This is a genomic window from Sphingopyxis panaciterrae (assembly GCF_011762125.1).
Lineage (GTDB): Bacteria > Pseudomonadota > Alphaproteobacteria > Sphingomonadales > Sphingomonadaceae > Sphingopyxis > Sphingopyxis panaciterrae.
The window spans coordinates 1,429,365-1,453,187 of record NZ_JAASQN010000001.1; the positions used below are offsets into that span (position 1 = coordinate 1,429,365).

The window sequence follows — 23,823 nt, forward strand, 5'->3', positions numbered from 1 at the left end:
AACGACGCGGAAAACGCATCAAAGCCTGTCATGCGCAGCCCCGGATCCACCTTTCTCCGGGAGACCTCGACCTATGGCCAGTCAGCCCAATCGCAAGATCGCCGCCGCCGTCGTTCGCGAGGACGGCGCGCAGAAACAACGCTTGCTCGATCGCGCTTTTGCGCTGGCTTTCAAGGGGCTGGTTTACGCTCAGATATGGGAAGATCCGGTCGTCGACATGGAGGCGCTGGCGATCGAGCCGGGCGACCGGATCGCCACGATCGCGAGCGGCGGCTGCAACGTCTTTTCCTATCTGGTCGCCGATCCGTCGGAGATCGTCGCGGTCGACCTCAACACCGCGCATGTTGCCCTCAATCACCTGAAACGCGTCGCGATCCAGCGGCTTCCCGATTATGGAAGCTTTCGCCGCTTCTTTGCCGAGGCCGATAGCAGCGCCAATATTAGCGACTATCACGCCTTCGTCCGCGGCCATCTCGACGACACGACGCGTCGTTACTGGGAGGGCCGTGATCTGCGCGGCCGCCGCCGCATTGATGGCTTTGCCCATGGGGTTCACAAGCGCGGCCTGCTCGGTGGTTTCATCGGTCTCGCACATCTGGTGGCGCGGATGCACCGCGTCGATCCGCGCGCATTTCTCGCCGCAAAGACGATCGAGGAGCAGCGGGCGATCTTCGATGCCAAATTCGCGCCCTTCTTCGACCGGAAATTTATCCGCTGGATCACCGATCAGCGCTCGTCCCTCTTCGGACTCGGTATTCCGCCGGCGCAATATGATGCGCTCGCGGACGGCAAGCCGATGGCCGACGTGCTGCGTGCGCGGCTTGAAAAGCTGGCGTGCGACTTCCCGCTCGAGGACAATTATTTTGCATGGCAGGCGTTCGGGCGCCGATATGGCAGGGGCGCTGCCGCCCCGCTGCCGCCCTATCTCCAGGCTGAAAATCACGCGGTGATAAAGGCGCGTGCCGCGCGGGTCACGATGCTGCATGCGAACATGACCGACATGCTCGCCGCCGCCGGTGATGCGAGCTTCGATCGCTATATCTGCCTCGATGCGCAGGACTGGATGAGCGACGCGCAACTGACGCAGCTGTGGACCGAAGTCACGCGCACCGCGCGCCCCGGCGCCCGCGTGCTGTTCCGGACCGCTGCCCAGCCGACCTTGCTGCCCGGACGGCTGCCCCCCGCATTGCTCGACCGGTGGGACTATCGTGAAGCGGCATCGCGGGACTATGCGCGCCGCGATCGGTCGGCCATTTATGGCGGCGTCCATCTCTATGTTTTGAAGGGCGTATGATGATGAATGACGCGCATGGCAGTTTGATGGATGGCATCTATCGCTACCAGCGACATTTCTATGATTTCACGCGGAAATATTTCCTCGTCGGCCGCGACGAGATGATCGCGAATCTGGCGCCGCCGCCGGGCGGCGCGGTGCTCGAAATCGGCTGCGGGACGGGGCGGAACCTCGTGCTGGCGGGCCGGGCGTGGCCCGGGGCGCAATTGTTCGGCATCGATATTTCCGAAGCGATGCTGGAAACCGCGCGCGGCGCAATGGCCAAGGCGGGGCTGGCGGACCGCGCTGTCCTGGAGCGCGGCGACGCGCGTGATTTCGACCCGGAGGCGCTGTTCGGGCGCCGGGCCTTCGACCGCATCTTCATCAGCTATGCGCTGTCGATGATCCCCGACTGGGCCACGGCACTTGCCCATGCGGCACAATTTCTCGCGCCCGGTGGGCGGATCGAGATCGTCGACTTCGGCCAGCAGGATCGCCTGCCCGGTTTGTGGAAACGGGCATTTTTCGGCTGGCTCGCCTATTCCCATGTCGTCCCGCGCGCCGATCTGGCGCCGGTGATCGCCGGGCTTGCCCGCGAAACCGGCATGGCGGGCCATTGCTGCAGTATGGCGCGGGGCTATGCGATTCGCGGCGGTCTCGCGCGCACCTGATTTGCTGCTATTCTCCCGCGCGGCATCGGCGGAGGGGCGAATGAACGACACGATCGAACGGGCGGCTGGCGATCAGCTTCGGGGCGTCATGGCGACGCTGGCGCTGGCGTTTCGGACCGACCCGGCGCTGGCGTGGATATTGCCGGGCGCCGACCATCGCGCGCGGGCCTTGCGCAGCCTGTTTCGCACTCTCGTTCCCGCTGACGCGCGGGCCGGCGTCGCCCTTCGTTCGTCAGGCGACGAGGCGGCGGCGCTGTGGCGCGCGCCGGGGGAAGCGCATAGCGGGACGTTCGAATTTCTGCGCACCGTCCTGCCGCTCGTCGCGACCTTCGGTACCGCGCTGCCGCGCGGGCTGAAAGTGCAGGGTGGCATCGACGCGCACCGGCCGAAGGGACGCTTCTGGTATCTCCACTATGTCGGCGTGCGGCCCGAACATCAGGGCAAGGGGCATGGCGGGCGGATCATCCGCGCGCAGACCGCGGTCGCCGATGCCGAAGGCCTGCCATGCTGGCTCGAAACCGCAACGCCGGGAAATGTGCCGCTATACGAACGGCTGGGCTTTATTACCGAGATCGAATGGGACGTGCCCGGTGGCGGGCCGCACTTCTGGGGGATGATGCGCCCGGCCGGTTGATATCAGTCGTCGAAGCCCACGAAGCGAACCGCATCGTCCACGCTCTTGCGGTTCGATACCACGGCGTTGGCCGGGAAATCGTCGTCGGGCCACCCCATTGCGACGCAGATCATGATGACCTGATCGTCGGGGATATGCGCATGTTCGCGCACGACGGGCGATTGCATAATGCCCTGGCTGTTGATCACGCAGCCGAGCCCGCGCGACCATGCCGCGTTGACCAGCGCATTGGTCACCGCGCCGCAGTCGAACGGCGCGATGTCGCTGCCCAGCAGCACGCGGTCATAGGTAACGACGATGCTGACGGGCGCATCGAATTGCCGGAAACCGCGCAGCACCCAATCCTGCCGGGCATCCTTGTCTTCGCGCGCGATGCCCATCGCGCCGAACAATTGCTTGGCGATCTCGATCTGGCGCGCGCGATGATCGTCGGCGATGCCGTCGAAACGGCGGAATTCGCGGCTGTCGGGTTTTCCGCCAAGGATGCCGTCGGTGTTGCCCTGGCGGATCGCGGCAAGCGGGGCGCCGGTGATGACCGAGAAATTCCAGCACTGATTGTTGAAGGAAGAGGGCGCGCGCATCGCGACCGCGATCACCTCGGCGACCAATTCCCTGGGCACCGGCTTGTCGAGGAAGCCGCGGATCGAGCGGCGCCCGACGACGACTTCGTCAAAGCCGGGCAAGTCCGTCACGCAGCCTTGCGCAGTTCCAGCCGATCCCAGATTTCGGCGAGCGCGTCGGTCAGTTCGCGCATCATCGCTTCGTCATGCGCCGGACCCGGCGTGAAGCGCAGGCGTTCGGTGCCGCGCGGGACGGTCGGGAAATTGATCGGCTGCACATAGACGCCATATTCGGCGAGCAATATGTCGCTGATCTTCTTGGCGCGCACCGGGTCGCCCACCATCAGCGGCACGATGTGCGTCGTCGAATCCATCACCGGCAGGCCGGCGTCGCGGAAGCATTGCTTCAGATAAGCCGCGGCCTCCTGCTGCGCTTCGCGTTCGACGCTCGACGCCTTCAGATGGCGGACGCTGGCGAGCACGCCCGCGACGAGCACCGGCGACAGGCTGGTGGTGAAGATGAAGCCCGGCGCATAGCTGCGGATGACGTCGATAATATTCTTGTCGGCGGCGATATAGCCGCCCATCACACCGAACGCCTTGCCCAGCGTACCTTCGATGATGGTGATGCGATCGGCCGCTTCATCGCGGTCGGAAATGCCGCCGCCGCGCGGGCCGTACATGCCGACGGCATGGACTTCGTCGCAGTAAGTCAGCGCATTATATTTGTCGGCAAGGTCGCAGATCGCGTGGATCGGGGCGACGTCGCCATCCATCGAATAGACGCTTTCGAACGCGATCAGCTTTGCCGCGTCGGGATCGTCGGCGGCGAGCAGTTCCTCGAGATGCGCGAGGTCGTTGTGGCGCCACACGCGCTTTTCGCAGCCCGAGTTGCGGATGCCCGCGATCATCGAGGCGTGGTTGAGCTCGTCCGAATAGATGATGCAGTTCGGGAGCAGCTTGCCCAGCGTGCCGAGCGTCGCCTCGTTCGAGATATAGCCCGAGGTGAAGAGCAGGGCGCCGTCCTTGCCATGCAGGTCGGCGAGTTCGGCTTCGAGGTCGACGTGATAGTGGGTGTTGCCGCCGATGTTGCGGGTGCCGCCCGAACCGGCGCCGACGTCGTGCAGCGCCTCCTCCATCGCGGCCACGACTTTCGGATGCTGGCCCATCGCGAGATAGTCGTTCGAGCACCAGACGGTGATCGGCTTCGGCCCGTTATGGCCGGCAAAGCAGCGGGCGTTCGGAAAGGCGCCGCGGTTGCGCAAGATATCGATGAAGACGCGATAGCGCCCCTCTTCGTGCAGTCGGTCGATCGCCCGGGCGAAAATATCGTTATAATTCACGGTTCAGCCCCGCTTGTCAGACTGGTCGCCGTTCCCCGCCAACGGCACTCAATAGGCGGGCCAATAGCGTTGAAGCTGGCCGAAATCCAGTGCGAACGATTCGCAAGTTACCGGGTCGATTTATGTGATCGAAAACACCACGGCATTGACGCCGAACCGCTAAACCGTGAAACGTGAACGACAAAATTTGATGGAGTTGCCCGAATGCGCCTTGTGATGATGATGATCCTGCCCGTTGCCGCACTCGGCACCGGGATTTCGGCGGCGAAGGCGCCGCCGCCGCCGTTCGAGGGGACATGGATGAGCTGCGAGACCTATCAGGGGTCGTCGATCTGCGCTTACACGGCGCTTGCGCAGCGCGGGACGCGGGTGTGCGGCGTGCAGAGCGATTTTGCGACCAACAGCTATTATGTCCAGCGCTTCATCGGAACGGCGCGGGGCAATGTCGTGGAGATCGACAAGATCTGCGGCGATCCCGGGTCGGAAACCGACACCTATTGCGCGGGACAGGCACCCGCCGGCGCCGAGAAGGTGGGCTGGGGAACGTCGGATCGGCAATTGTCGCTGTGCAAGGGAACGCTGAGCGGAGGAAAGAAGGGCGAAGCGTCCGCTTGCACGAGTGCGTCGGCGCGCAATGGCCTGCCGAAAGTTTCCAAGCTGAATGGCGAAGGTCCCGAAGCCGAAGACCGCGCATGGATGGCTTCGTGTTTGCAAGGAGAAGGCGGCTAGATCGTTTCGATCCGGCCGATGCCATACGGGGCCAGCGCCGCGAGTGGCGGCGGCGGCCGGTCGGCGCTGCGCGTGAACACCGCGATCCCGGGCGTTGCCGTCTGGGGCCACTCCTGCCCCTCGGTCAGATGGGCGATGCGGCGCGCGATGCCCGCGGCGCCGTCGATCAGCTTTACGCCGGGACCGGCCGCCGCCTGAAGCTCCTCCTCAAGCAGGGGGAAATGGGTGCACGCGAGCACGATCACGTCGATGGCATCGCCGCCGGGCTGGTCTCGTAGTCCCGCGACCGCACGCGCGACGACGGCGGGATCGATGGGGTCGCCGCGCAGCTTCGCCTCGGCGCCGGTGACGAGGCCGGGGCTGCCATGACGCAGCACGATCTTGTCACCCGCAAAGCGCGCGCTGAGATCGTCGACATAAGGCTGGCGCACTGTCGCTTCGGTGCCGAGTACGCCGATGACGCCGCTTCTCGTCAGCTCCGCCGCGGGCTTGATCGCGGGCACTGTGCCGACGATCGGCAGGTCGAGCGCGGCGCGCACATGCGCGAGCGCGATCGTCGATGCGGTGTTGCACGCGATCACCGCCAGACGCGGCTGGTAGCGTTCGACGAGACGCCCGAGCAGCGCGGGAACGCGCGCGGCAAGCTCCGCCTCGCTCTTCTGGCCATAGGGCAGGCCGGCATAATCGGCGGCATAGACGATCGGCGCGGTCGGCAGCAGCGCGCGCGTCGGCCCGAGCACGGTGAGCCCGCCAAGGCCGCTGTCGAAGAAGAGGAGGGGCGCGTCGCGAGGCGGTGATGACATGCGTGCGGCGTTAGCAGGAGGAGGGGCGGGGCTCAATTGTTCCGTTCCCTGCTTCCGTCATCCCGGCGAAGGCCGGGATGGATGCTGGTCCATTTTGATCGTCATCACTATCGAATCCATTGATTGCGCCGAACAACATCGCCACACTGGCCGCGAATGGAGCGGGGACTTTCATGACGATATTCTTGTTGATCGGTGCGGGCTATTTGCTGGGCTCGATCCCCTTCGGGGTCATCCTGACCCGGCTGTCCGGCGCAGGCGACCTCAGGCAGATCGGGTCGGGCAATATCGGCGCGACCAACGTGCTGCGCACCGGGCGCAAAGGGCTGGCAGCGGCGACGCTGATCCTCGACGGGGCAAAAGGCGCGGCGGCGGTCCTGCTGGCGCGCCATTTCGCCTCCGAATTCGGCCAGGATGGCGCGATGATCGCCGGCGCGGCGGCGATGATCGGTCATTGCTATCCAGTGTGGCTGAATTTCCGGGGCGGCAAGGGGGTCGCGACGTTGCTCGGCCTCGCGCTCGCGCTTGCCTGGCCGATCGGGCTGGTATTCGCTGCGGTGTGGCTCGGCACCGTGCTGCTGCTCCGCATCTCGTCGCTCGGCGGCATGCTCGGCGCGATTTCGGCGCCGGTTGCGGCGCTGGCGTTCGGCTATCCGGTTTACGCCATCGGCCTTGCCGGTCTCGCGGTGATCGTGCTGTGGCGCCACCGCGAGAATATCGCCCGGCTGCGCGCGGGAACCGAGCCGCGGATCGGCGGAAAGAAAGACGCGGCGTGACCCACGCCGAACGGCTGGCGCGGCTGCGGTTGATCCGCACACCGCATGTCGGCCCGGTCAGCTGGCACCAGTTGATGCAGCGTTTCGGGTCGGGCGAGGCGGCGCTCGACGCGCTTCCGGATCTCGTGCTGCGCGGCGGGGCAGGGAAGGCGCGCATTGCGCCCGCCGAGGTCGCGCTGCGCGAGTTCGACCGCGCGGCCGAGCTCGGCGCACGCCATGTCTTCAGCGACGAAGCCGATTATTCGCGGCTCCTGCGCGAGGTTGACGGGGCACCGCCGGTGATCGTCGTGCGCGGCGATGCGGCGATGGTCCACCGGCCGTGCGTGGCGATCGTCGGGGCGCGCAACGCCTCGGCGGCCGCCTGCCGCTTTGCGCGCCAGCTTGCCGCCGATCTGGCGGCGCGCGATGTCACGGTGGTGAGCGGGCTGGCGCGCGGCGTCGACACCGCGGCGCATATCGGCGCGCTTGGCGGGGCGACCGTCGGCGTGATCGCGAGCGGGATCGATATCGCCTTTCCCCCCGAAAACGCCGCGCTGCAGGAGAAAATCGCTACCGACCAGCTTCTGATCGCCGAACAGCCGCCTGGGGCCGAACCGCTGGCGCGGCATTTCCCGTCGCGCAACCGGATCATCGCGGGGATGGCACATGGCACGGTGGTGATCGAGGCGGCGCCGCGATCGGGGTCGCTGATCACCGCGCGGCGTGCGGGCGATTATGGGCGCGAGGTGATGGCCGTCCCGGGCTCGCCCCTCGATCCGCGGGCGCAGGGCTGCAACATGCTGATCCGCGAAGGCGCGACGCTGATCCAGAATGTCGACGATGTGATCGAGGCGGTCGGGCCGATCGATACGCGGATGGTCCGCGAACCGGTGCAGGCCTTTCGCGCGACGCCTATCGCGCCGGAGGCGGGCGACGGCGACCGGCGCGGCATCGCCGAACTGCTCGGGCCGACGCCCGTCGCGATCGACGAGATTGTCCGCCAATCGGGCCAGCCTCCGACGACAGTGCAGCTTGTCCTGCTCGAACTCGAACTCGCGGGCCGGATCGAGCGGCATGCAGGCGCCAAAATTTCCCTGCTGTGATGCGCCGCACAGCGAGCCAAGATGCAGTAATATAACGATTCGTCTTGGTTCAGCCACGGTTCAGCGGCCGAACGACAGGCTGATGATATGGTATCACATGCGGGGAGATTGTGGATGCGTAGCCGATATCTGACCGGAGCGACGATGCTGGCCGTTTTGGCATCTGCACCCGCGCCGCTGCCGATCGCGGCCGCTTATGCGAAGCCCGCCGGCGGCCAGCAGGGCTTCTGTCGCACCGCCGACCCGCTGCCCCGGCTCGATCCCGAAGTTCAGCCGCAGCAGCAATCGAACGGCGATCTCAAGACGAGCGGCACGAGGGCCGATCGCGAACGGAGCGACGAAGCGATCCCACCGCCACCGCCGCCGCCTCCACCGCCGCCGACGCCCACGCCATCCGCTCCGCCACCGAGCTATGCCGGCGATGACGATAGCGCGAGCGTATCCGAAGTGATCGTATCGGCCACACGGGTCGGTGGATCGAAAGCCGGATCATCGGCCTCGTCGGGCAAAAGCGAGCGCAGCGCCGAGCCCGCCTCGCCGGTCCCTGGATCGTCCGCCGACATGCGGATGCCGATGCCGCCGATCGAGCCGTCGCGTCCTTATCCCCAGCCGCAATCGGGCCTATTGACCGCCGGCGAGCATGACGACTTGCTCAACCCCGAACTTTACGCCGCTTATGTGAACCGCAGCAATCTGGGGCAGGAAATCCGGGTGCTGCCGCGCGTCGACACGATGCGCGTGGTCACGGTGAAGGTGAGCGACCGCAGCGGTCAGCCTATCCCGTTTGCCGACGTGATCGTGACCTGTTCGGACGGCAACAGCATCACCATGGCGACGCAGGCCGACGGCAGCGCCGTTTTCTTCCCCGGGCTCGACCGGCTGAGCGACCGGATTACGGTAACCGCCCGCAAGGCAGGGCAGACGATCGCCAATGCGCGGCCGGTGCTGGTCGCGGACGCCGCGGGAGGCCAGACCGTCGGGCTGACCGCGAACGCGGCGGCGTCGAAGGTCTCGAAGCTCGACCTGATGCTGGTCGTCGACACGACCGGCAGCATGGGTGACGAGATCAGCTATCTGCAGGCCGAATTGCGGTCGATCATCGCCGCGATCACCGCGAAGCATCGCGACCTCGATATCCGCGTCGGCTTTGTCTTCTACCGCGATATCGGTGACGAATATGTCACGCGCACCATCGCGTTCGACAGCGACATCGGGCGCGTGCAGGGCCAGCTTGCCCGGCAATATGCCAGCGGTGGCGGCGATTATCCCGAGGCGATGGACCAGGCGCTGATCCGTGCGGTCGGCCAGCAATGGCGGCCCGACGCGGCGAAATCGCTGCTGCTCGTCGCCGATGCGCCGCCGCACGACGAACAGTTCGGGCGGACGTGGGCCGCCGCCGAGGCCGCGCGCGCCAAGCGTATCCAGATCACGCCGGTTGCCGCATCGGGGGTCGCCGACAAGGCCGAATATGCGATGCGCGCGATGGCGGCGGCGACCCAGTCGCGTTACCTGTTCCTCACCGACGACAGCGGCATCGGCAACCCGCACGCACCGCCGGCGATCGACTGCTACCTCGTCACCCGGCTCGACGCACTTGTCCGCCGCGTGATCGACAGCCAGATCAGCGGCCGCCGGATCGAGCCCGAGGAACAGGAGATCATTCGCAGCGTCGGCAAATATGACGCGGGCAAGTGCATCCTGCCGGCCGACTTCAAGTGGAAGAATTGATCGGGGGATAGGCGATGATGATCTTGTCGCTGTTCGCTGCGCTGGCGACCGCCCCTTTGAACAATGAGCCTGTCGTGTCGCGCCAGGAGCGGGACGCGATCGTCGAAGCGGCGGGGTTCCGCCCCAGTCTTGGAGGCGCGTTCTGGATATGGCGCGATCCGTCCGATCCCGAAAGCGAATGCGATGCCGCCGCCGTCGACATTGTCGAACTGCGCGACCGGAACGACGACGGACGCGCCGACGCGTTGATCGCGGCGGACGGGCCTTGCTACGACAATCAGGGACCCGGTCACCTGCTCGTCGCGGCAACCGGATCGGGGTGGCGGCTGATTGCCGCCGATCTTGGGCGAGAGCCCCGCTTCTATCCGCGTACCGGGATCGAATGGCCCGACATCGAACATGGCGATGCCGATATACGCGGTTGCCGGGCCTTCGACCGTTGGGACGGTGTCGCCTATGCCGCCGGTGGAACATCGCGCGAAGGGCATGTCTGTGAACTGCGCCCGCCTTTCGCACAGAAGAAGTGAAACAGGGTTGCGGAAGGTGATGGTGCGCCTCCCGGCTTGACTTGCTCCTCCAACTGACCGATGCGAACCCCGTGGGTCGCTTCGGGGAACCCTTGCCGCTCGATTGGACCGGTGAGGGTCGGAGGACCAGAATCCATGAAAAAACTGCTGCCGGCTGTTGCCGTACTGGCGCTGCTCGCCCAGCCCGTTCACCTTGCCGCGAAGGAGGTGGAGCCCGTCAGGATATCGGGGCCCGCCAATGCAAAGGGTGTTACCGCCGTGACCGTCGGTGCTTTCAATGTCGGTTTCATTTTTGAATCGATCGATCGCACTGCGGCATCGGGCGGATTGATGGGCGCGTTCGGCGGGACGACGAAGGCGAAGAGTGAACTGGTCGGGGTGACGCCCGAAATGATGCAGGCGATCACCGACGCGGCCTATGCCGATTTCGTGTCGCAGCTGACCGCCGGCGGTTACACCGTCCAGCCCGCCGCCGATCTGTTCGGCCACGCGTCGCTCGCAAAAACCAAATCGCAGGCGGTGCCGCTCGATATCAACCTTGCGCTCGAAAAGGGCAGCAAGGGGAAGGCGACCTATTTCAAGCCGTCGACATTGCCCTCGCTGCTGATGATTCCCGGTGACTTCATGGGCAGCGGGATGAGCAGCATGGGCATCAACATGTCGGCGGGGCAGGCGGTCGGCGCGCTGAACAATTATGCGCGCGAAAGCGGCGTCGGGGTGATCGACGTCGTCTATCTGATCGATTTTTCGCAGCAGAAGCGGCCGGGCGCATTCAGCTTCGGCGGGCTTCAGGTCAACAGCGCGCTGTCGGTCAGCGCCGATTATTCGCGCATGACGCTGATTGCGCCGAGCGGCAAGCAGTCGGTGATCACGGTCAAGGCACCGGTCGCAGTCGAGGGCGAATTCGTCGAGAAGAGCGACGCGTCGAGCGGCACCGACAAGGCGCTGCAGTCGGGCGCCAACGTCGCGGGCGGTGTCGCCGCGGTGATGGGTTTCGGCGGGCTGCGCTTCGGCAAGACGCGCAAGTTCGAATTCACCGCCAAGCCGGGCAATTATGAGGAAGGCGCCGCGAAGGCCGCAAGCCTGGCGAGTGCGATGCTGCTCGGGCGGCTGGGCGCGCTTCGCTGATCGATCAATCGTCGCCCCCGGTGAAAGCGCGGGGGCGACGATAAGGTTTCAAATCCCCCTTGACGGGATGGCCCGGCGCCCGCCACCCTCGCGCGTACGTACGTAAGAGTTTCCGGGGAACGAATTTTTCATGCAATTGGTAATTGTGGAATCGCCCGCCAAGGCGAAGACGATCGAGAAGTATCTGGGTCGCGATTTCAAGGTGCTGGCCAGCTACGGCCATGTTCGCGACTTGCCGCCCAAGGACGGGTCTGTCGATCCCGACGACGGCTTTGCGATGGAATGGCAACTCTATCCCGACAAGGCAAAGCGGCTGAAGGAAATATCCGACGCCGCCAAGACTGCCGACCGCCTGATCCTCGCGACTGACCCCGATCGCGAGGGCGAGGCGATCAGCTGGCATGTGCAGGAATTGTTGCGGCAGAAAAAGGCGCTTCCCGCCGCGGTCGACCGCGTGACCTTCAACGCGATCACCAAGCAGGCGGTGACCGACGCGATGGCGCGTCCGCGCGCGCTCGACGAGGATCTGATCGACGCCTATCGCGCCCGCCGTGCACTGGACTATCTGGTCGGCTTCACCCTGTCGCCGGTGCTGTGGCGCAAGCTGCCCGGCGCCAAGTCGGCGGGGCGGGTCCAGTCGGTTACGCTGCGCATGGTCGTCGAACGCGAGCGCGAGATCGAGGCCTTTGTCGCGCAGCAATATTGGTCGGTGACCGGCCTGTTCGAAATGGGCGGGACACCGTTCCGGGCGCGTCTGGCGCGATGGCGCGGCGACAAGATCGAGCGGCTGACGATCGGCACCGAAGCCGACGCGCGCGCCGCCGAGGCCGATGTGAAGGCGGGTCATTTCACCGTCGACCTGGTCGAGACCAAGCCGCTGACGCGCAACCCGCCGCCGCCCTTCACAACCTCGACCTTGCAGCAGGAAGCGGCGCGCAAGCTCGGTTTCTCGGCAAGCCACACAATGCGGATCGCGCAGGCGCTCTATGAGGATGGCGCGATCACCTATATGCGTACCGACGGCGTCCAGATGGACGGCAGCGCGATCAGCGCGGCCCGCAAGGCCATCGCGACGCGTTACGACGGTGGTTATGTCCCCGACCAGCCGCGCCAGTATCAGACCAAGGCGAAGAATGCGCAGGAAGCGCATGAAGCGATCCGCCCGACCGATTTTTCGAAGGACAAGGCCGGCGGCGGCGACCATGCGCGCCTTTACGACCTGATCTGGAAGCGCGCGATGGCGAGCCAGATGGCGTCGGCGCGGCTCGAACGTACGAGCATCGACCTGACCGACGGCACCGGCAAGACGATGTTGCGGGCGTCGGGGCAGGTCGTGAAATTCCCCGGCTTCCTCGCGCTTTACGACGAAAGCCGTGATGATGCGGGCGACGATGACGACGCACGCCTGCTGCCCGCGATGGCCAAGGGTGACGCACCGGCAAAGACCGGTGTCGAAGTCGAAAGCCATGAGACACAGCCGCCGCCGCGCTATTCGGAGGCAAGCCTCGTCAAGAAGATGGAGGAACTCGGCATCGGGCGTCCGTCGACCTATGCGTCGATCGTCCAGGTGTTGAAGGACCGCGGTTATGTAACGGTCGAGAAGAACCGCTTCATTCCCGAAGAGAGCGGCCGGCTGCTGACCGCGTTCCTTGAGCGCTTCTTCGAACGCTATGTCGAATATGATTATACCGCCGGGCTCGAGGAAGAACTCGACGACGTGTCGGGCGGCCGCGCCCAGTGGCAGGCGGTGCTCGAACGCTTCTGGCGCGATTTCAAGCCGCGCACCGGCGAGGTGATGGAGCAGAAGCCGTCGGAAATCACCGCGGCACTCGACGAATTCCTCGGTCCCTATCTCTTCCCCGACAAGGGCGACGGTACTGATCCGCGCCTCTGCCCCAATTGCGGCACCGGGCGGCTGGCGCTGCGCGGCGGCAAGTTCGGACCGTTCATCGCGTGCAGCAACTATCCCGATTGCAAGTTTACGCGAAAATTCGCGCAACCGGGCGGCAGCGATGCGGGCGATACGGGGCCAGAGACGATGGGCAATGATCCCGACAGCGGGCTGGAAGTGACGAAGCGCAGCGGGCGCTTCGGCCCTTATATCCAGCTTGGCGACGGCAAGGAGGCGAAGCGTTCGTCGATCCCGAAGGACATCCCCGGCGAGGATTTCGACCTCGATTATGCGCTGCGGCTCTTGAGCCTGCCGCGCGAAGTCGGGACGCATCCTGAAAGTGGCAAGCCCATCATGGCGGGGCTGGGGCGTTATGGCCCCTATCTTCTCCACGACGGCAAATATGCGAAGCTGACGGGGACCGCCGAAATCTTTGACATCGGCATGAACGCCGCGGTCGTCCGTATCGCCGAAGCAGCGGCGGGCGGCGGGCGCGGGCGGACGAAGGCCGAGCCGCTCAATACCTTTGGCCCGCATCCGACGAGCGGCGGCGAGATGAAACTGATGGAAGGGCGCTTCGGCCCCTATGTCACCGACGGCACGACCAACGCGACGCTGCCGAAAACCGCCGATCCGGCCACGCTGACCCTCGAAGAGGCGATCGCGCTGATCGATGCGCGTGCGGCGAAGGGTCCGGCGAAGGGCAAGAAGAAGGCGGCGCCGAAGAAAAAGGCACCGGCGAAGAAGCCGGCCGCAAAAAAGGCGCCTGCGAAGAAGGCTGCGTCCACGGAGTGATGTCATCCCGGCGAACCCGAGGCCGAGCAACACCTGAGATGATACGGATATCGACGCCATCATCGAGCAAGTGCGTGGCGAAGCGGTAGCGCAAGGCGCGCGGTCCGGCGCGCTTGTCGATACCGGCTGCCTCGGCCGCTTCGACGACGACGCGATAGAGTTGGCGCGTGCCGATCGGGGCCGAGGCTCTCGGTCCGGGGTCGATATCGCTGACCTCGAGCGCCGACACTTCGGCGACGCGCAGCCCGGCGCCATAGGCGACCGACAGGGCGGTCTGATACTTGAGGCAGCGCGTGGTGCCAGGGTAAGAATGGCTCCTTCTATGCGTCAGTATTAATCATTTGCGCCGGTAGAGAGGGAAAGCGTTAATTCGTCCCCGGCGGGCATATAAAGATCATAGCGAGCATCCCCGTCGCAAAAGGGGACTGTAATGAAGAGCAAATATGTAACCGGATGTGCTCTCGCTCTGGTGTGGACGGCGCCGGCATTGGCGCAGGATCGCGACGCTGCCGGCAGGCAACAGGCCGGACAGGGCGACGATGAAATCATTGTCACCGCGACCCGCCGCGAGACCACCCTGCAGGACACACCCGGCGCCGTCAGCGCCATCGGCGAGGAGCAGATCCTGAAGCGCAATCTGGTCGGAATGAACGATTATCTCCAGTCCGTGCCCGGCGTCAGCTTTCAGGAGCGCGGCAACGGTCAGAACACGATTACCATTCGCGGCATCAGCACCGGCAGCCAGATTTCCACCAACACTCCGACCGGCAGCTATTTCGGCGAAGTTCCGGTGACCGGCATGGGCACGCAGATCAACGGCAACCAGGCCGGCAACTCCGATCCCAAGATGTTCGATATCGAACGCGTCGAAGTTTTGCGTGGGCCGCAAGGCACCTTGTTCGGATCGGGCGCGCTCGGTGGCGCGGTTCGCGTCATCCCCAACTCTCCGAAACTGACGGAATTTGAAGGCCGCGTTAATGCGGAATATTCCAACACGGCGCGTCGCGGTGGCGACAACTACACGGTGAACGCCATGGTCAACCTGCCGATCGTGCGGGATCGGCTGGCAGTTCGCCTGGTTGGCTATCGGGTTTTCGAGGACGGCTATATCGATAATGTCGCCGCAAGCCAGCCGACAGACGCTATCGATTATGCTGCGGGCCTTGGCGTGCAATCGCGCGATCGCGGCAACGTCGGTGCGTCGAAAACCACCGGTTTTCGCGGCAGCATCCGCTGGGAGCCGGTAGCGGGCCTGTCGTTCGAAGCGATGCATCTTTATCAGAGGATCGAGCAGAACGGCTTCGGATATATCGACACCAACGTATCGCCGACCGATTATCTCCAGGCGACACCCCGCACCGGTCCCGACAGCACGGCGGACGAGTTCGCAAATACTACTCTCAACCTCTCCAATTTCATTGCCGAATATAGCTGGGACTGGGGTACGTTGATCAACTCCACCTCATATGTGGATCATAAAGCGAAAAGCCACTTTTCTCTGGGCTATGTCGATCCTGCAAGTCTGGCGGGTACCTATTCCGCCGGTCGAAAATATAATAAGGTTTTCGTAAACGAAACGCGTTTCACGTCCGATTGGGGTGGGCCGCTCGCCGTTGTTGCGGGTATTTATTATGAAGACCGCTCGGAGCATGTTTACGCCAATCTGCGCTACAGCGGCACCGTAACCACTGGTCCGGCCTATGACGATATTGCGGCGAGCCTGAGTGAAGGGCCGGAGCGCGAGCTGGTGACCAAACAGTTCGCAGCGTTCGGAGAAGCGGCATTCACGCCCTGGGATCCGCTGACTTTGACGGTCGGCGCACGTTATTACCGGTTCAATACTTCCTATCCGATCTTCCGCGATCAATATGTCGAACCCGTGATCGTGAATGGCTTGCAGGGCTTCAAGAGCAACGTCGACGGCGTGAACTGGAAAGTGAACCTCGCCTACAAGCCGAGCGACGAGATTTTCGTATATGGCCAATGGGCACAGGGTTTCCGTCAGCCGCAGGTCCAGAATCTTCTGGATCCGCTCGACGATCCCAATGGTGACGGCATCGTGGATTTCGTCGATGGGACCCAGCGTAGCATCCCGCCCGGCCTTCTCGATCCGGACAAAGTCGATACCTATGAAGGCGGCTTCAAGTTCCAGTCGCCCAGCGGCAACGTTCGCGGGTCTCTGACCGGTTATTATACCGACTGGAAGGGCATTCCGGTCATCCTCCTCACATTCCCGCGCCGCGCCGGATTCTATTTCAACGCCGGCAGCGCGACGGTGAAGGGCGTAGAATTCGAACTGTCAGGTCGTTTGCCGGGCAATTGGCATGCCCAGTTCTCGATGTCCTGGTCCAAGGCTACATTGGGTAACGACGCGGATTCCCTTGCGCTGTCTGGCGGCATCAGGGACGCCCAGCTTCCCGGCTCGCCCAACCACAATGCTTATGCCGCACTGGAAAAGCAGTTCGATATTGGTGGCAATGAGGCGTTCATCCGCGGCGACTGGACCTATGTCTCCAGCTACTACAGCAACCTGAATGAGACCGGCAAGGTTGGCGACTACCATCAGTTCGGCCTCAATGCGGGCATCACGATCGACAGGATCAAGCTGGGCGTTTTCGCCAAGAATCTGACCAATCGCGATGACTTCACCTGGGTCGACAATCTCTTGGGCGGCGGCCGTGCCTATCGCCTCCGCCCGCGCACCATCGGGGTCAATGTCGGGTTTGATTTCTAAGGTTCGGCCCCGTCAGAGCCACAAAATGACGGAGGCGGCGATGGCAATGATGGTCATGAGAGTCTTGACATTGCGATCGAAGCGGGTCGTGCCGTGCTGTCGTTCGATCGGCCCGCCCATGCCTATGGCCGCGACAGCTATGTCAGCGATCCGGCGAAGCCGGTGCCGCGTTTCATCGACGGGCGCACCAATGTGCCGAGCGATGAAACGCCGGTGCTGGATGCGCCCGCCCATGTGGAGGATGTTCCGGTCGCGGACATCATTGCCGCCGCCACCGGCAGCGATTTTGTCGTGAAACGCGTCGGCGTCTATCCGGCCCGTTATCCCGGGACGCCGGCTCTGGGCGGTTACCTGTTGCCAATCGCGATGGATATTTTTCGCGGCCGCTATCGCGGCAGTTTCAGCACACCCAGCGCGTTTCCCGCCAATGTGCCGCAACGCTATCGCTTCGACCTGCCGAACCTGAACCATATGTGCCGGCCGGGCACCGGATCATGATCCAGATCCCGTCCGGCCAGTTCCCGCTCCACGACCGCAATCCACAGAGTTTCGTGCCGAACATCTTCTACGCGAAGGCGGAAGACTATCGCGCCGCGCCGGTATCGATCCTGCGCTCCGGCGATCGTGCGATCGCGATCTGGCTGCCGCTGGTGACGCTGAACCCGAAGAGCCAGTGATTGCGATATTCTTGAGAAAGGACCCGGATATGCGTAGTTTCTCCCTCGCCGCGCTGCTCGCCGGCACAATGCTGCCCGGCGTCGCCATGGTCTGCGCACAGGAAGTGCCGCCCGCCCGGGTCCCGGCGCCAGCGCCGACGCACGCCAAGGCGCAGATCGGCACTTTCGGCTTCGACGAGGCCGGCATGGACCGTTCGGTTAAACCCGGCGACGACTTTTTCGCTTATGCCGTCGGCACCTGGTACAAGAACACGCCGATCCCCGCCGACAAGCCTGCCTGGGGTTCGTACATCCAGCTCCAGGACGAGACCGACACGCGAATTCGAGGGCTCTTGCAGGCGGCGCAGGCCGATCCGGCGAACAAGCTCGGCCGGGCTTACGCCAGCTATCTCGACACCAGCCGGGTCGAGGCGCTCGGCCTCGAGCCGATCCGCCCCTGGCTCGACCGCATCAAGGGGCTGAACGACCGCAAGGGTTATTCGGCGCTGGTCGCGGACGCGGACGAGATGAAGATCGGTGGTCCCGTCGCCTATTGGGTGTGGCAGGACGACCGGCAGCCGACCCGTGCGATGCTGATGATCGAACAGGCCGGTCTCGGCATGGGCGACCGCAGCTTGTATCTATCTCAGGATCCGGGGGTCGTGGCGATCCGCACCGCCTATACCGCCCATCTCGCTAGGCTGTTGACGCTGGCCGGCGAACCCGATGCCGATGCGCGGGCGCAGGCAGTGATGGCGCTCGAGACCGAGATCGCCAATGTCCATTGGGTGCGCGAGGACGCGATCGACATGGTGAAAACCTATCACAAGTTCACCATCGCGCAGACCGCGGATTTCTCGACCCCGACCTTCGATTTCCAGGCGATTCTCAAGTGCCATGCCCCTCGCGTAACCGAAGTGCAGATCCGCGAGCCGAGCGCGGTGAAGAGCATTGCAGCGATCGTCGACAAGGCCCCGCTCGCGGTGCTCAAGGATCAGCTGCTCCTGCGCAGCCTGGATGGTTTTTCGGAAGCGCTGCCCGAGCGGATCGAGAATGAGAGCTTCGCCTTCTTCGGCACTGCTCTTGCCGGCACGCCGCAACAGCCGCTGCGCTGGCGGCGCGCCGCGGCCTTCGCGACGGACGCGCTGCGCGACGAGGTCGGCAAGGCCTATGTCGCGCGCTATTTTCCGCCTCGTTACAAGGCGGAACTGACCCAGCTCGTCGACAATATGAAAGCCGTGCTGCACGACCGGATCGACCGGCTCGAATGGATGCAGCATGAGACCAAGCTGCGCGCCAAGGAGAAGCTCAGGCGCCTGACCGTCCGGATCGGCTACCCCGACAAATGGCGCGACTATTCTACGCTGGAGATGCGGGCTGACGACCGTTTCGGCAATCGGGTGCGGGCCAACCGGTTCGACTTCCGCTATATGATGGATCGCGCCAGCGAACCGACGCGCAGCTGGGAATGGGGCTATGTCGGCGCGCATGTCGTCGATGCCAATGCCAATTACAATCTGTTGCAGCTTACCTTTCCCGCTGCGTTCCTGCAGGCGCCGAACTTCGATCCGGGTGCGGACCCGGCGATCAACTATGGCGCGGTCGGCGCGATCGTTGCGCACGAGATCACGCATAATTTCGACAACACCGGTGCAAAATACAATGAGGACGGGATTCAGACGAACTGGTGGACGCCGCAGGATGTCGAGGCGTTCGAGGCGGCGGGCAATGCGCTGGTCGCGCAATATGACAAATATGAAGTGCTGCCCGGCCTCAACGCCAACGGCCGCGTTTCGCTGGGCGAGAATATCAGCGACCTGGCCGGCCTGACCATCGCGTTCGAAGCGTATGAGCGCACGCTCGGCGGCAAGCCCGCGCCGGTGATCAACGGCCTGACCGGCGAACAGCGCTTCTTCCTGGGCTGGGCGCAATTCTTCCGCATCAAGCCGCGCGACGAGTATCTGCGCCAGTATGTGCGGACCTGGCAGCACTCGCCGGACCGGCTCCGCGTGCTCACCGTGCGCAACATCGATGCCTGGTATAAGGCGTTCGATGTAAAGCCTGGCGACAAGCTGTATCTGCCACCGGAGCAGCGGGTGAAGGTATGGTAGAACGGGTGCGTCGATGAGTGCGTGCGCCGCAAGGCTCGACCGCCTGCCGCTCAGCCGCTTCCACCTCAGCCTGTTGCTGATCGGCGGCCTGGGTTTCCTGTTCGAGGCGATGGACGTCGCGATCATCGCCTTCGTCCTGCCGGCGATCCGCGAACAATGGGATCTGAGCAACCAGGCGGTGGGGCTGCTGGCCGGTTCCGCCTCGATGGGCGGCATCGCCGGCGCGTTCCTGGGCGGCTGGCTGGGCGACCGGTTCGGGCGCAAACAGGTAATGCTCTATGCGCTGGCCGTCTACACGCTGGCGACGCTGGGCTGCGCGATGTCGACCAGCTGGACGCAGTTCCTGTTCTGGCGGATCATCGCGGGGTTCGGCACTTCGGCCGAGGCGATCATCATCGTCCCGTACCTGATCGAATTCGTGCCGCCGGCGGTGCGTGGACGCTTCATCGGCACGCTCAGCGCATTCCTGTCCCTGGGCTTTCTGTGCGCGGCGGTGCTCGGCTATCTGCTGGTGCCGGGTTCGCCCGAAGGCTGGCGGCGCGCACTGTTCGTGGGCGTACTGCCGATCCTGCTGCTGCTCTGGTGGCGACGAACATTGCCCGAATCCCCACGCTGGCTGGAATCGCAGGGACGCGATGCCGAAGCCCTGGCGGTGATCGAACGGATCGAAGCCCGTGTCGCGCGTTCCAAGGCGCTGCCGCCGGTCCCGCCGCATGCTGCGGCGCCAGACGCGGCACCCGGCCGCGCGCGGGTAGGCGATCTGTTCCGCACCGCACTGAGGCCCCGAATGCTGAGCGCCATCATCCTGTTCTTTGCGATAGGCTTTTCCCATTATGCATTCTTCAGCTGGATGCCGAGCTTGCTGGTCGGGCGCGGCATGAGCATTTCATCGAGCTTCGCTTATTCGCTGGCCATCTATGGCGCGCAGCTTCCCGGTTATCTGACCGCCGCCTGGGTCAATGACGCGTTCGGCGCGCGCCGGACGATCATCTGGTATATCACGGCCAGCGCGCTGGCGTCGTTTGCGCTGGCGCTGGCCGGCAGCAATCAGGCGATCCTGATCGGTAGCATTGCCTTGTCCTTTTCGATGAATGGCGTGCTGGCCGGCGTCTATGCGTTCGTGCCGACCCTGTTCCCGACCGGCCTGCGCGCGACGGCGCAGGGCATCGCCGGGGTCGCCACGCGCTGCGCTGCAACGATCTCGCCGATCCTGATCGGGTTGAGCTATGCCGATATCGGGTTCGCGGGTGTCTTTATCGGGATCGGCATGGTGCTGATGCTCGGGGTCGTGCCGATTGCGATGTTGAGGAAGGCCGGATCATTATTATGAATCATCTTGAACAATTGCAGGCGTATCTGCGGGCGCATGACATCGATGGGCTGGTGGTCCCGTCCACCGACGAGTATCTGAGCGAGTTCACGCGCGAGCCGTACAAGCGGCTCGAGTGGGCGACGCGTTTCTCCGGATCGACCGGGATGGCGATCGTACTGCGCGACGATGCGGCGATCTTCGTCGACGGCCGTTACCGGTTGCAGGCCGAGCGTGAGACCGTGGGCCTGGCCATCACCGTTTGCGACACCGGCGATGCCGCCCAGATCGAGTGGCTGAGCGGCAAGCGCGAGGCGGTGCGAACACTTGGCATCGATGCCCGGGTGACATCGCTGAACGAACTGGCGCGGCTGGAACGAATCGGGGAAAGCTGCGGCATCGCGGTCGCTTCGCTCGCCGCCAATCCGATCGACGCGATCTGGACGGACCGCGAAGACGCACTGAGCGGGTCCGAGATTTTCGACTATGCGCTGGAATTCGCAGGTCGCTCTGCGGCGGAGAAGATCGATCGCATCGCGGCGCATCTGGGCGATCGGGGCGTTGCCGGACATCTGGTCAGCGATCCGGAGGATGTCGCCTGGCTGCTCAATGTCCGCACTGACGATTGCCGCCGGCTCGATCGCCAGGGCTGGCAGATCCTGCCGATCCCGCTGACCCGCGCGTTCGTGGCGGATGACGGGCGGACGATCTGGTTCGTCGATGCCGCGCGGCTGGCGCCGGCGCTGCGCGAACGCGTTGCGGCCGACGGGATCGTGCTGCGCGAGCCCGAGGCGATCGAGCCGTTCCTGCGCCAGTTGCCGCAAGGCCGCTATAGCGCGAATCTGGGCCGGACATCGGCGGGCCATGCGGCGCTGACGCGCCAGGCCGGCGCACTGACCGACGATCCCGTCGTCGCCCATACGCGCTGGCGCAAAACGTCGCAGGAGATCGCAGCGGCCCGGCCGGGCTATGACAAGGATGGCCTGGCCACGATCAGGTTCCTGGCCTGGCTGCACGGATCGATCGGCAGCCAGAATATTTCGGAAATGGAGGCGGCTGCCCGGCTCCATGCATTTCGCGGCGAGGATCCGGCCTATCGCGGGCCATCGATGCCGTTCATGTCGTCCGCGGGACCGAGTGCGGCGATGCCCCATTATGTGCCCAAGGCCGAAACCGCGCTGCGGCTGAATGATCATCCGCTGTTCCTGCTCGATTCCGGCGCGCAATATCTCGGCTGCTCGACCGACAACACGCTCACCACCGCACTCGGCCGTCCCGAAGCGCGGCATGTGCAGGCGCATACCCTGGTCATCAAGGGCTGGATCGCGTTAGCCACCGCGATCTTCCCGGTCGGCACGAGCTCGGTCCAGCTCGATGCGATCGCGCGCCAGCCGCTGTGGGACGCCGGGATGGATTACCGCCACGGCACCGGCCATGGCGTGGGCAACTATATGAATATCCATGAAGGTCCGCACATCCGCCCGCAATTCGATCATCCGATGATCGCGGAGATCGATCTGGGCATGATCATCGCCAACGAACCCGGCCTGTACCGCCAGGGGGACTTCGGCATCCGCGTGGAAAGCCATATGGCGGTGGTGCCCGGGTCGTTCGAGGGCTTCCTGGCGTTCGAGACGCTTTCCGCCCTGCCGATCGACCCGAACCTGATCGATCCCACACTGCTGAGCGCCGCCGAACTGCAATGGCTGCAGGATTATCATCGTGGCCTGTGGGGCCGGTACCAGGACCGACTCGACGAAGCGGCGGCGGCATGGCTGGCGGACTGGGTCGCGAAGTTCGACGCGATGCGGGTGGCGGAGGCGACCTGATCGGCTGCCAATGTCGACTTCCAGCGCGTTATGGCAAAGGTGCCCCGCGAAGGCCGGGATGACGCTGGCGTTGAGGCATGTTAGGGTAGCGCATCGGGGAGACATGCCCATGCGCCACCTGTTCGCCGCCATCCTGCTCGCCATCCTTTCGATGCTTGCATTGCCCGTTGCCGCCCAGCCGTCGCATTATCTGATTTCAGCCCAGCCGATGACCGATACGCCGTCCGGCGTGCAGGCTTGGCGCATGCAATATTGGACGACGAACGGCAGCGGCCAGCGCTTCGCGGTTACCGGTATCGTCGCCGCGCCGATGGAGGCGATCCCGCCGCGTCCGCGTCGCGTCATCGCGTGGACGCATGGCGCCTGGGGCGTTGCCGAAAAATGCGCGCCATCGCTCAGCCCGAATTTCTTCGAATATTCGGCGGGCATGGATGCGGTTCGCAGCGGCTATGTCGTCGTCGCCCCCGATTATATCGGGCTCGCCAGCCCGACGATGCACCCGTTCCTCGTCGGCACCGACACCGCATATGCCGTGCTCGACGCGGTGCGTGCGGCGCGTGAGATTCCGGGAGCGGCGGCAGGCAGCAGCTTTGCCGTCTGGGGGGAGTCGCAGGGCGGCCATGCGGCGCTGTGGACCGCGACGGCGGCGCGCTCCTATGCTCCCGACCTGACGCTCGTCGCCACCGCGGCGGCGGCTCCGCCGACCGATCTTGCCGCAAATCTGCGCGATGGAAGCGACAAGAATGCGCGCGCATTACTGCTGTCCTTCGCGCTGCACAGCTGGTCCACCCTTTATGGCTTCCCGCAAGACGGGATCACCAACCGGACCAATCAAGGCATCATCCGCCGGCTCGCCGAAAACAACTGTGTCGCCTTCAACAAGAAACCGAAGCTCGGCACGATCCTCGGCATACTGACCATCGCCCGCGCCACGAAAAACAAGGACATTGCGAAGATCGAGCCCTTCGGCGCCTTCGCGCGCGCCAACAGCGTCGATCCCGTGCGCGTTCCGGGCCCCCTGCTGATCGCGCAGAGCAGCAAGGACACGATCGTCGCGCCGGCGGTCACGCGCAAATTCGCCAAGGCCGTGTGCCGGCGCGGAACGCCGCTGCGCTGGATCGACATGACGGGCGATCATGGTGCGAGCGCTCGCGATAGTGCGCAGGAAACGATCGGCTGGATCACCGCACGCTTTGACGGCAACCCGCCGCCGAACGACTGCCGCCGCATCTAGGGTCAGGACC

The 23,823-nt window shown here is 64.6% G+C and carries 20 protein-coding genes; 17 read left to right on the forward strand and 3 right to left on the reverse strand.

All coding sequences use genetic code 11. From position 1 onward, the window contains the following. Positions 1–73 precede the first annotated feature (73 nt). Genes FHR22_RS06590 through FHR22_RS06600 form a run of 3 tightly spaced genes read left to right on the forward strand, consistent with a single transcriptional unit; the run spans position 74 to position 2,578 of the window. Positions 74–1,294 carry a BtaA family protein gene (locus FHR22_RS06590; protein ID WP_166940134.1) on the forward strand — a complete coding sequence of 407 codons (1,221 nt, stop codon included), beginning with the start codon at positions 74–76 and terminating at the stop codon, positions 1,292–1,294. 2 nt (positions 1,295–1,296) lie between these two features. After that, a complete protein-coding gene (locus FHR22_RS06595) occupies positions 1,297–1,944 on the forward strand; it encodes a class I SAM-dependent methyltransferase (RefSeq protein ID WP_166940136.1) in 648 nt (215 codons plus the stop codon). Between the two features lie 40 nt (positions 1,945–1,984). Further along, positions 1,985–2,578 carry a GNAT family N-acetyltransferase gene (locus tag FHR22_RS06600; RefSeq protein WP_166940138.1) on the forward strand — a complete coding sequence of 198 codons (594 nt, stop codon included), beginning with the start codon at positions 1,985–1,987 and terminating at the stop codon, positions 2,576–2,578. A gap of 2 nt (positions 2,579–2,580) precedes the next feature. Here FHR22_RS06600 and FHR22_RS06605 read toward each other — a convergent pair whose 3' ends face one another. Next, positions 2,581–3,270, reverse strand: a complete 690-nt coding sequence (locus tag FHR22_RS06605) for a nitroreductase family protein (RefSeq protein WP_166940140.1) — start codon at positions 3,268–3,270, stop codon at positions 2,581–2,583. Beyond that, positions 3,267–4,481: a 5-aminolevulinate synthase gene (gene hemA, locus FHR22_RS06610; RefSeq protein WP_166940142.1), complete on the reverse strand. Its 1,215-nt coding sequence runs from the start codon at positions 4,479–4,481 to the stop codon at positions 3,267–3,269. Before hemA ends, FHR22_RS06605 begins: the two co-directional genes overlap by 4 nt. 204 nt (positions 4,482–4,685) lie before the next feature. Here hemA and FHR22_RS06615 point away from each other — a divergent pair, with 204 nt between their 5' ends. Then, positions 4,686–5,210, forward strand: a complete 525-nt coding sequence (locus FHR22_RS06615) for a hypothetical protein (RefSeq protein ID WP_166940144.1) — start codon at positions 4,686–4,688, stop codon at positions 5,208–5,210. Here the strand turns inward: FHR22_RS06615 and murI are convergent. After that, a complete protein-coding gene (murI, locus tag FHR22_RS06620) occupies positions 5,207–6,013 on the reverse strand; it encodes a glutamate racemase (protein WP_166940146.1) in 807 nt (268 codons plus the stop codon). The two genes, FHR22_RS06615 and murI, sit on opposite strands and share 4 nt — an antisense overlap. 173 nt (positions 6,014–6,186) lie before the next feature. Between murI and plsY the strand changes: the two genes are divergently transcribed. From plsY to FHR22_RS06690, 13 genes are all read left to right on the forward strand, one after another. Beyond that, positions 6,187–6,789 (forward strand): glycerol-3-phosphate 1-O-acyltransferase PlsY, encoded by a 603-nt coding sequence (plsY, locus tag FHR22_RS06625; protein ID WP_166940148.1) that lies wholly within the window; start codon positions 6,187–6,189, stop codon positions 6,787–6,789. Next, positions 6,786–7,871, forward strand: coding sequence for a DNA-processing protein DprA (gene dprA, locus FHR22_RS06630; protein ID WP_166940150.1), 1,086 nt, complete (start codon positions 6,786–6,788; stop codon positions 7,869–7,871). Before plsY ends, dprA begins: the two co-directional genes overlap by 4 nt. A 114-nt stretch (positions 7,872–7,985) precedes the next feature. Next, complete coding sequence (locus FHR22_RS06635) at positions 7,986–9,599, forward strand: VWA domain-containing protein (protein WP_243853495.1); 1,614 nt, start codon at positions 7,986–7,988, stop codon at positions 9,597–9,599. A gap of 14 nt (positions 9,600–9,613) precedes the next feature. Continuing rightward, entirely contained in the window at positions 9,614–10,126 is a 513-nt protein-coding gene (locus FHR22_RS06640; protein ID WP_166940152.1) for a hypothetical protein, read from the forward strand. Between the two features lie 135 nt (positions 10,127–10,261). Beyond that, positions 10,262–11,254 (forward strand): hypothetical protein, encoded by a 993-nt coding sequence (locus FHR22_RS06645; protein ID WP_166940154.1) that lies wholly within the window; start codon positions 10,262–10,264, stop codon positions 11,252–11,254. A 130-nt stretch (positions 11,255–11,384) separates the two neighbouring features. Further along, positions 11,385–13,940, forward strand: coding sequence for a type I DNA topoisomerase (topA, locus tag FHR22_RS06650; protein WP_166940156.1), 2,556 nt, complete (start codon positions 11,385–11,387; stop codon positions 13,938–13,940). Positions 13,941–14,370: 430 nt separating this feature from the next. Beyond that, positions 14,371–16,674 carry a TonB-dependent receptor gene (locus FHR22_RS06660; protein WP_166940158.1) on the forward strand — a complete coding sequence of 768 codons (2,304 nt, stop codon included), beginning with the start codon at positions 14,371–14,373 and terminating at the stop codon, positions 16,672–16,674. A 93-nt stretch (positions 16,675–16,767) separates the two neighbouring features. Next, entirely contained in the window at positions 16,768–17,172 is a 405-nt protein-coding gene (locus tag FHR22_RS06665; RefSeq protein ID WP_166940160.1) for a hydrolase CocE/NonD family protein, read from the forward strand. Next, positions 17,169–17,351, forward strand: a complete 183-nt coding sequence (locus tag FHR22_RS06670) for a hypothetical protein (RefSeq protein ID WP_166940162.1) — start codon at positions 17,169–17,171, stop codon at positions 17,349–17,351. Before FHR22_RS06665 ends, FHR22_RS06670 begins: the two co-directional genes overlap by 4 nt. Positions 17,352–17,380: 29 nt before the next feature. Beyond that, entirely contained in the window at positions 17,381–19,441 is a 2,061-nt protein-coding gene (locus tag FHR22_RS06675; protein ID WP_166940164.1) for a M13 family metallopeptidase, read from the forward strand. A gap of 13 nt (positions 19,442–19,454) precedes the next feature. Beyond that, the gene (locus FHR22_RS06680; RefSeq protein ID WP_166940166.1) at positions 19,455–20,771 is read left to right on the forward strand and encodes an MFS transporter; all 1,317 of its coding nucleotides are present in this window, start codon (positions 19,455–19,457) and stop codon (positions 20,769–20,771) included. Then, positions 20,768–22,579: a M24 family metallopeptidase gene (locus FHR22_RS06685; protein WP_166940168.1), complete on the forward strand. Its 1,812-nt coding sequence runs from the start codon at positions 20,768–20,770 to the stop codon at positions 22,577–22,579. The genes FHR22_RS06680 and FHR22_RS06685 overlap by 4 nt, the downstream gene beginning before the upstream one ends. Before the next feature lie 109 nt (positions 22,580–22,688). Beyond that, positions 22,689–23,813: a lipase family protein gene (locus FHR22_RS06690; RefSeq protein ID WP_166940170.1), complete on the forward strand. Its 1,125-nt coding sequence runs from the start codon at positions 22,689–22,691 to the stop codon at positions 23,811–23,813. The last annotated feature ends 10 nt before the right edge of the window (positions 23,814–23,823 follow it).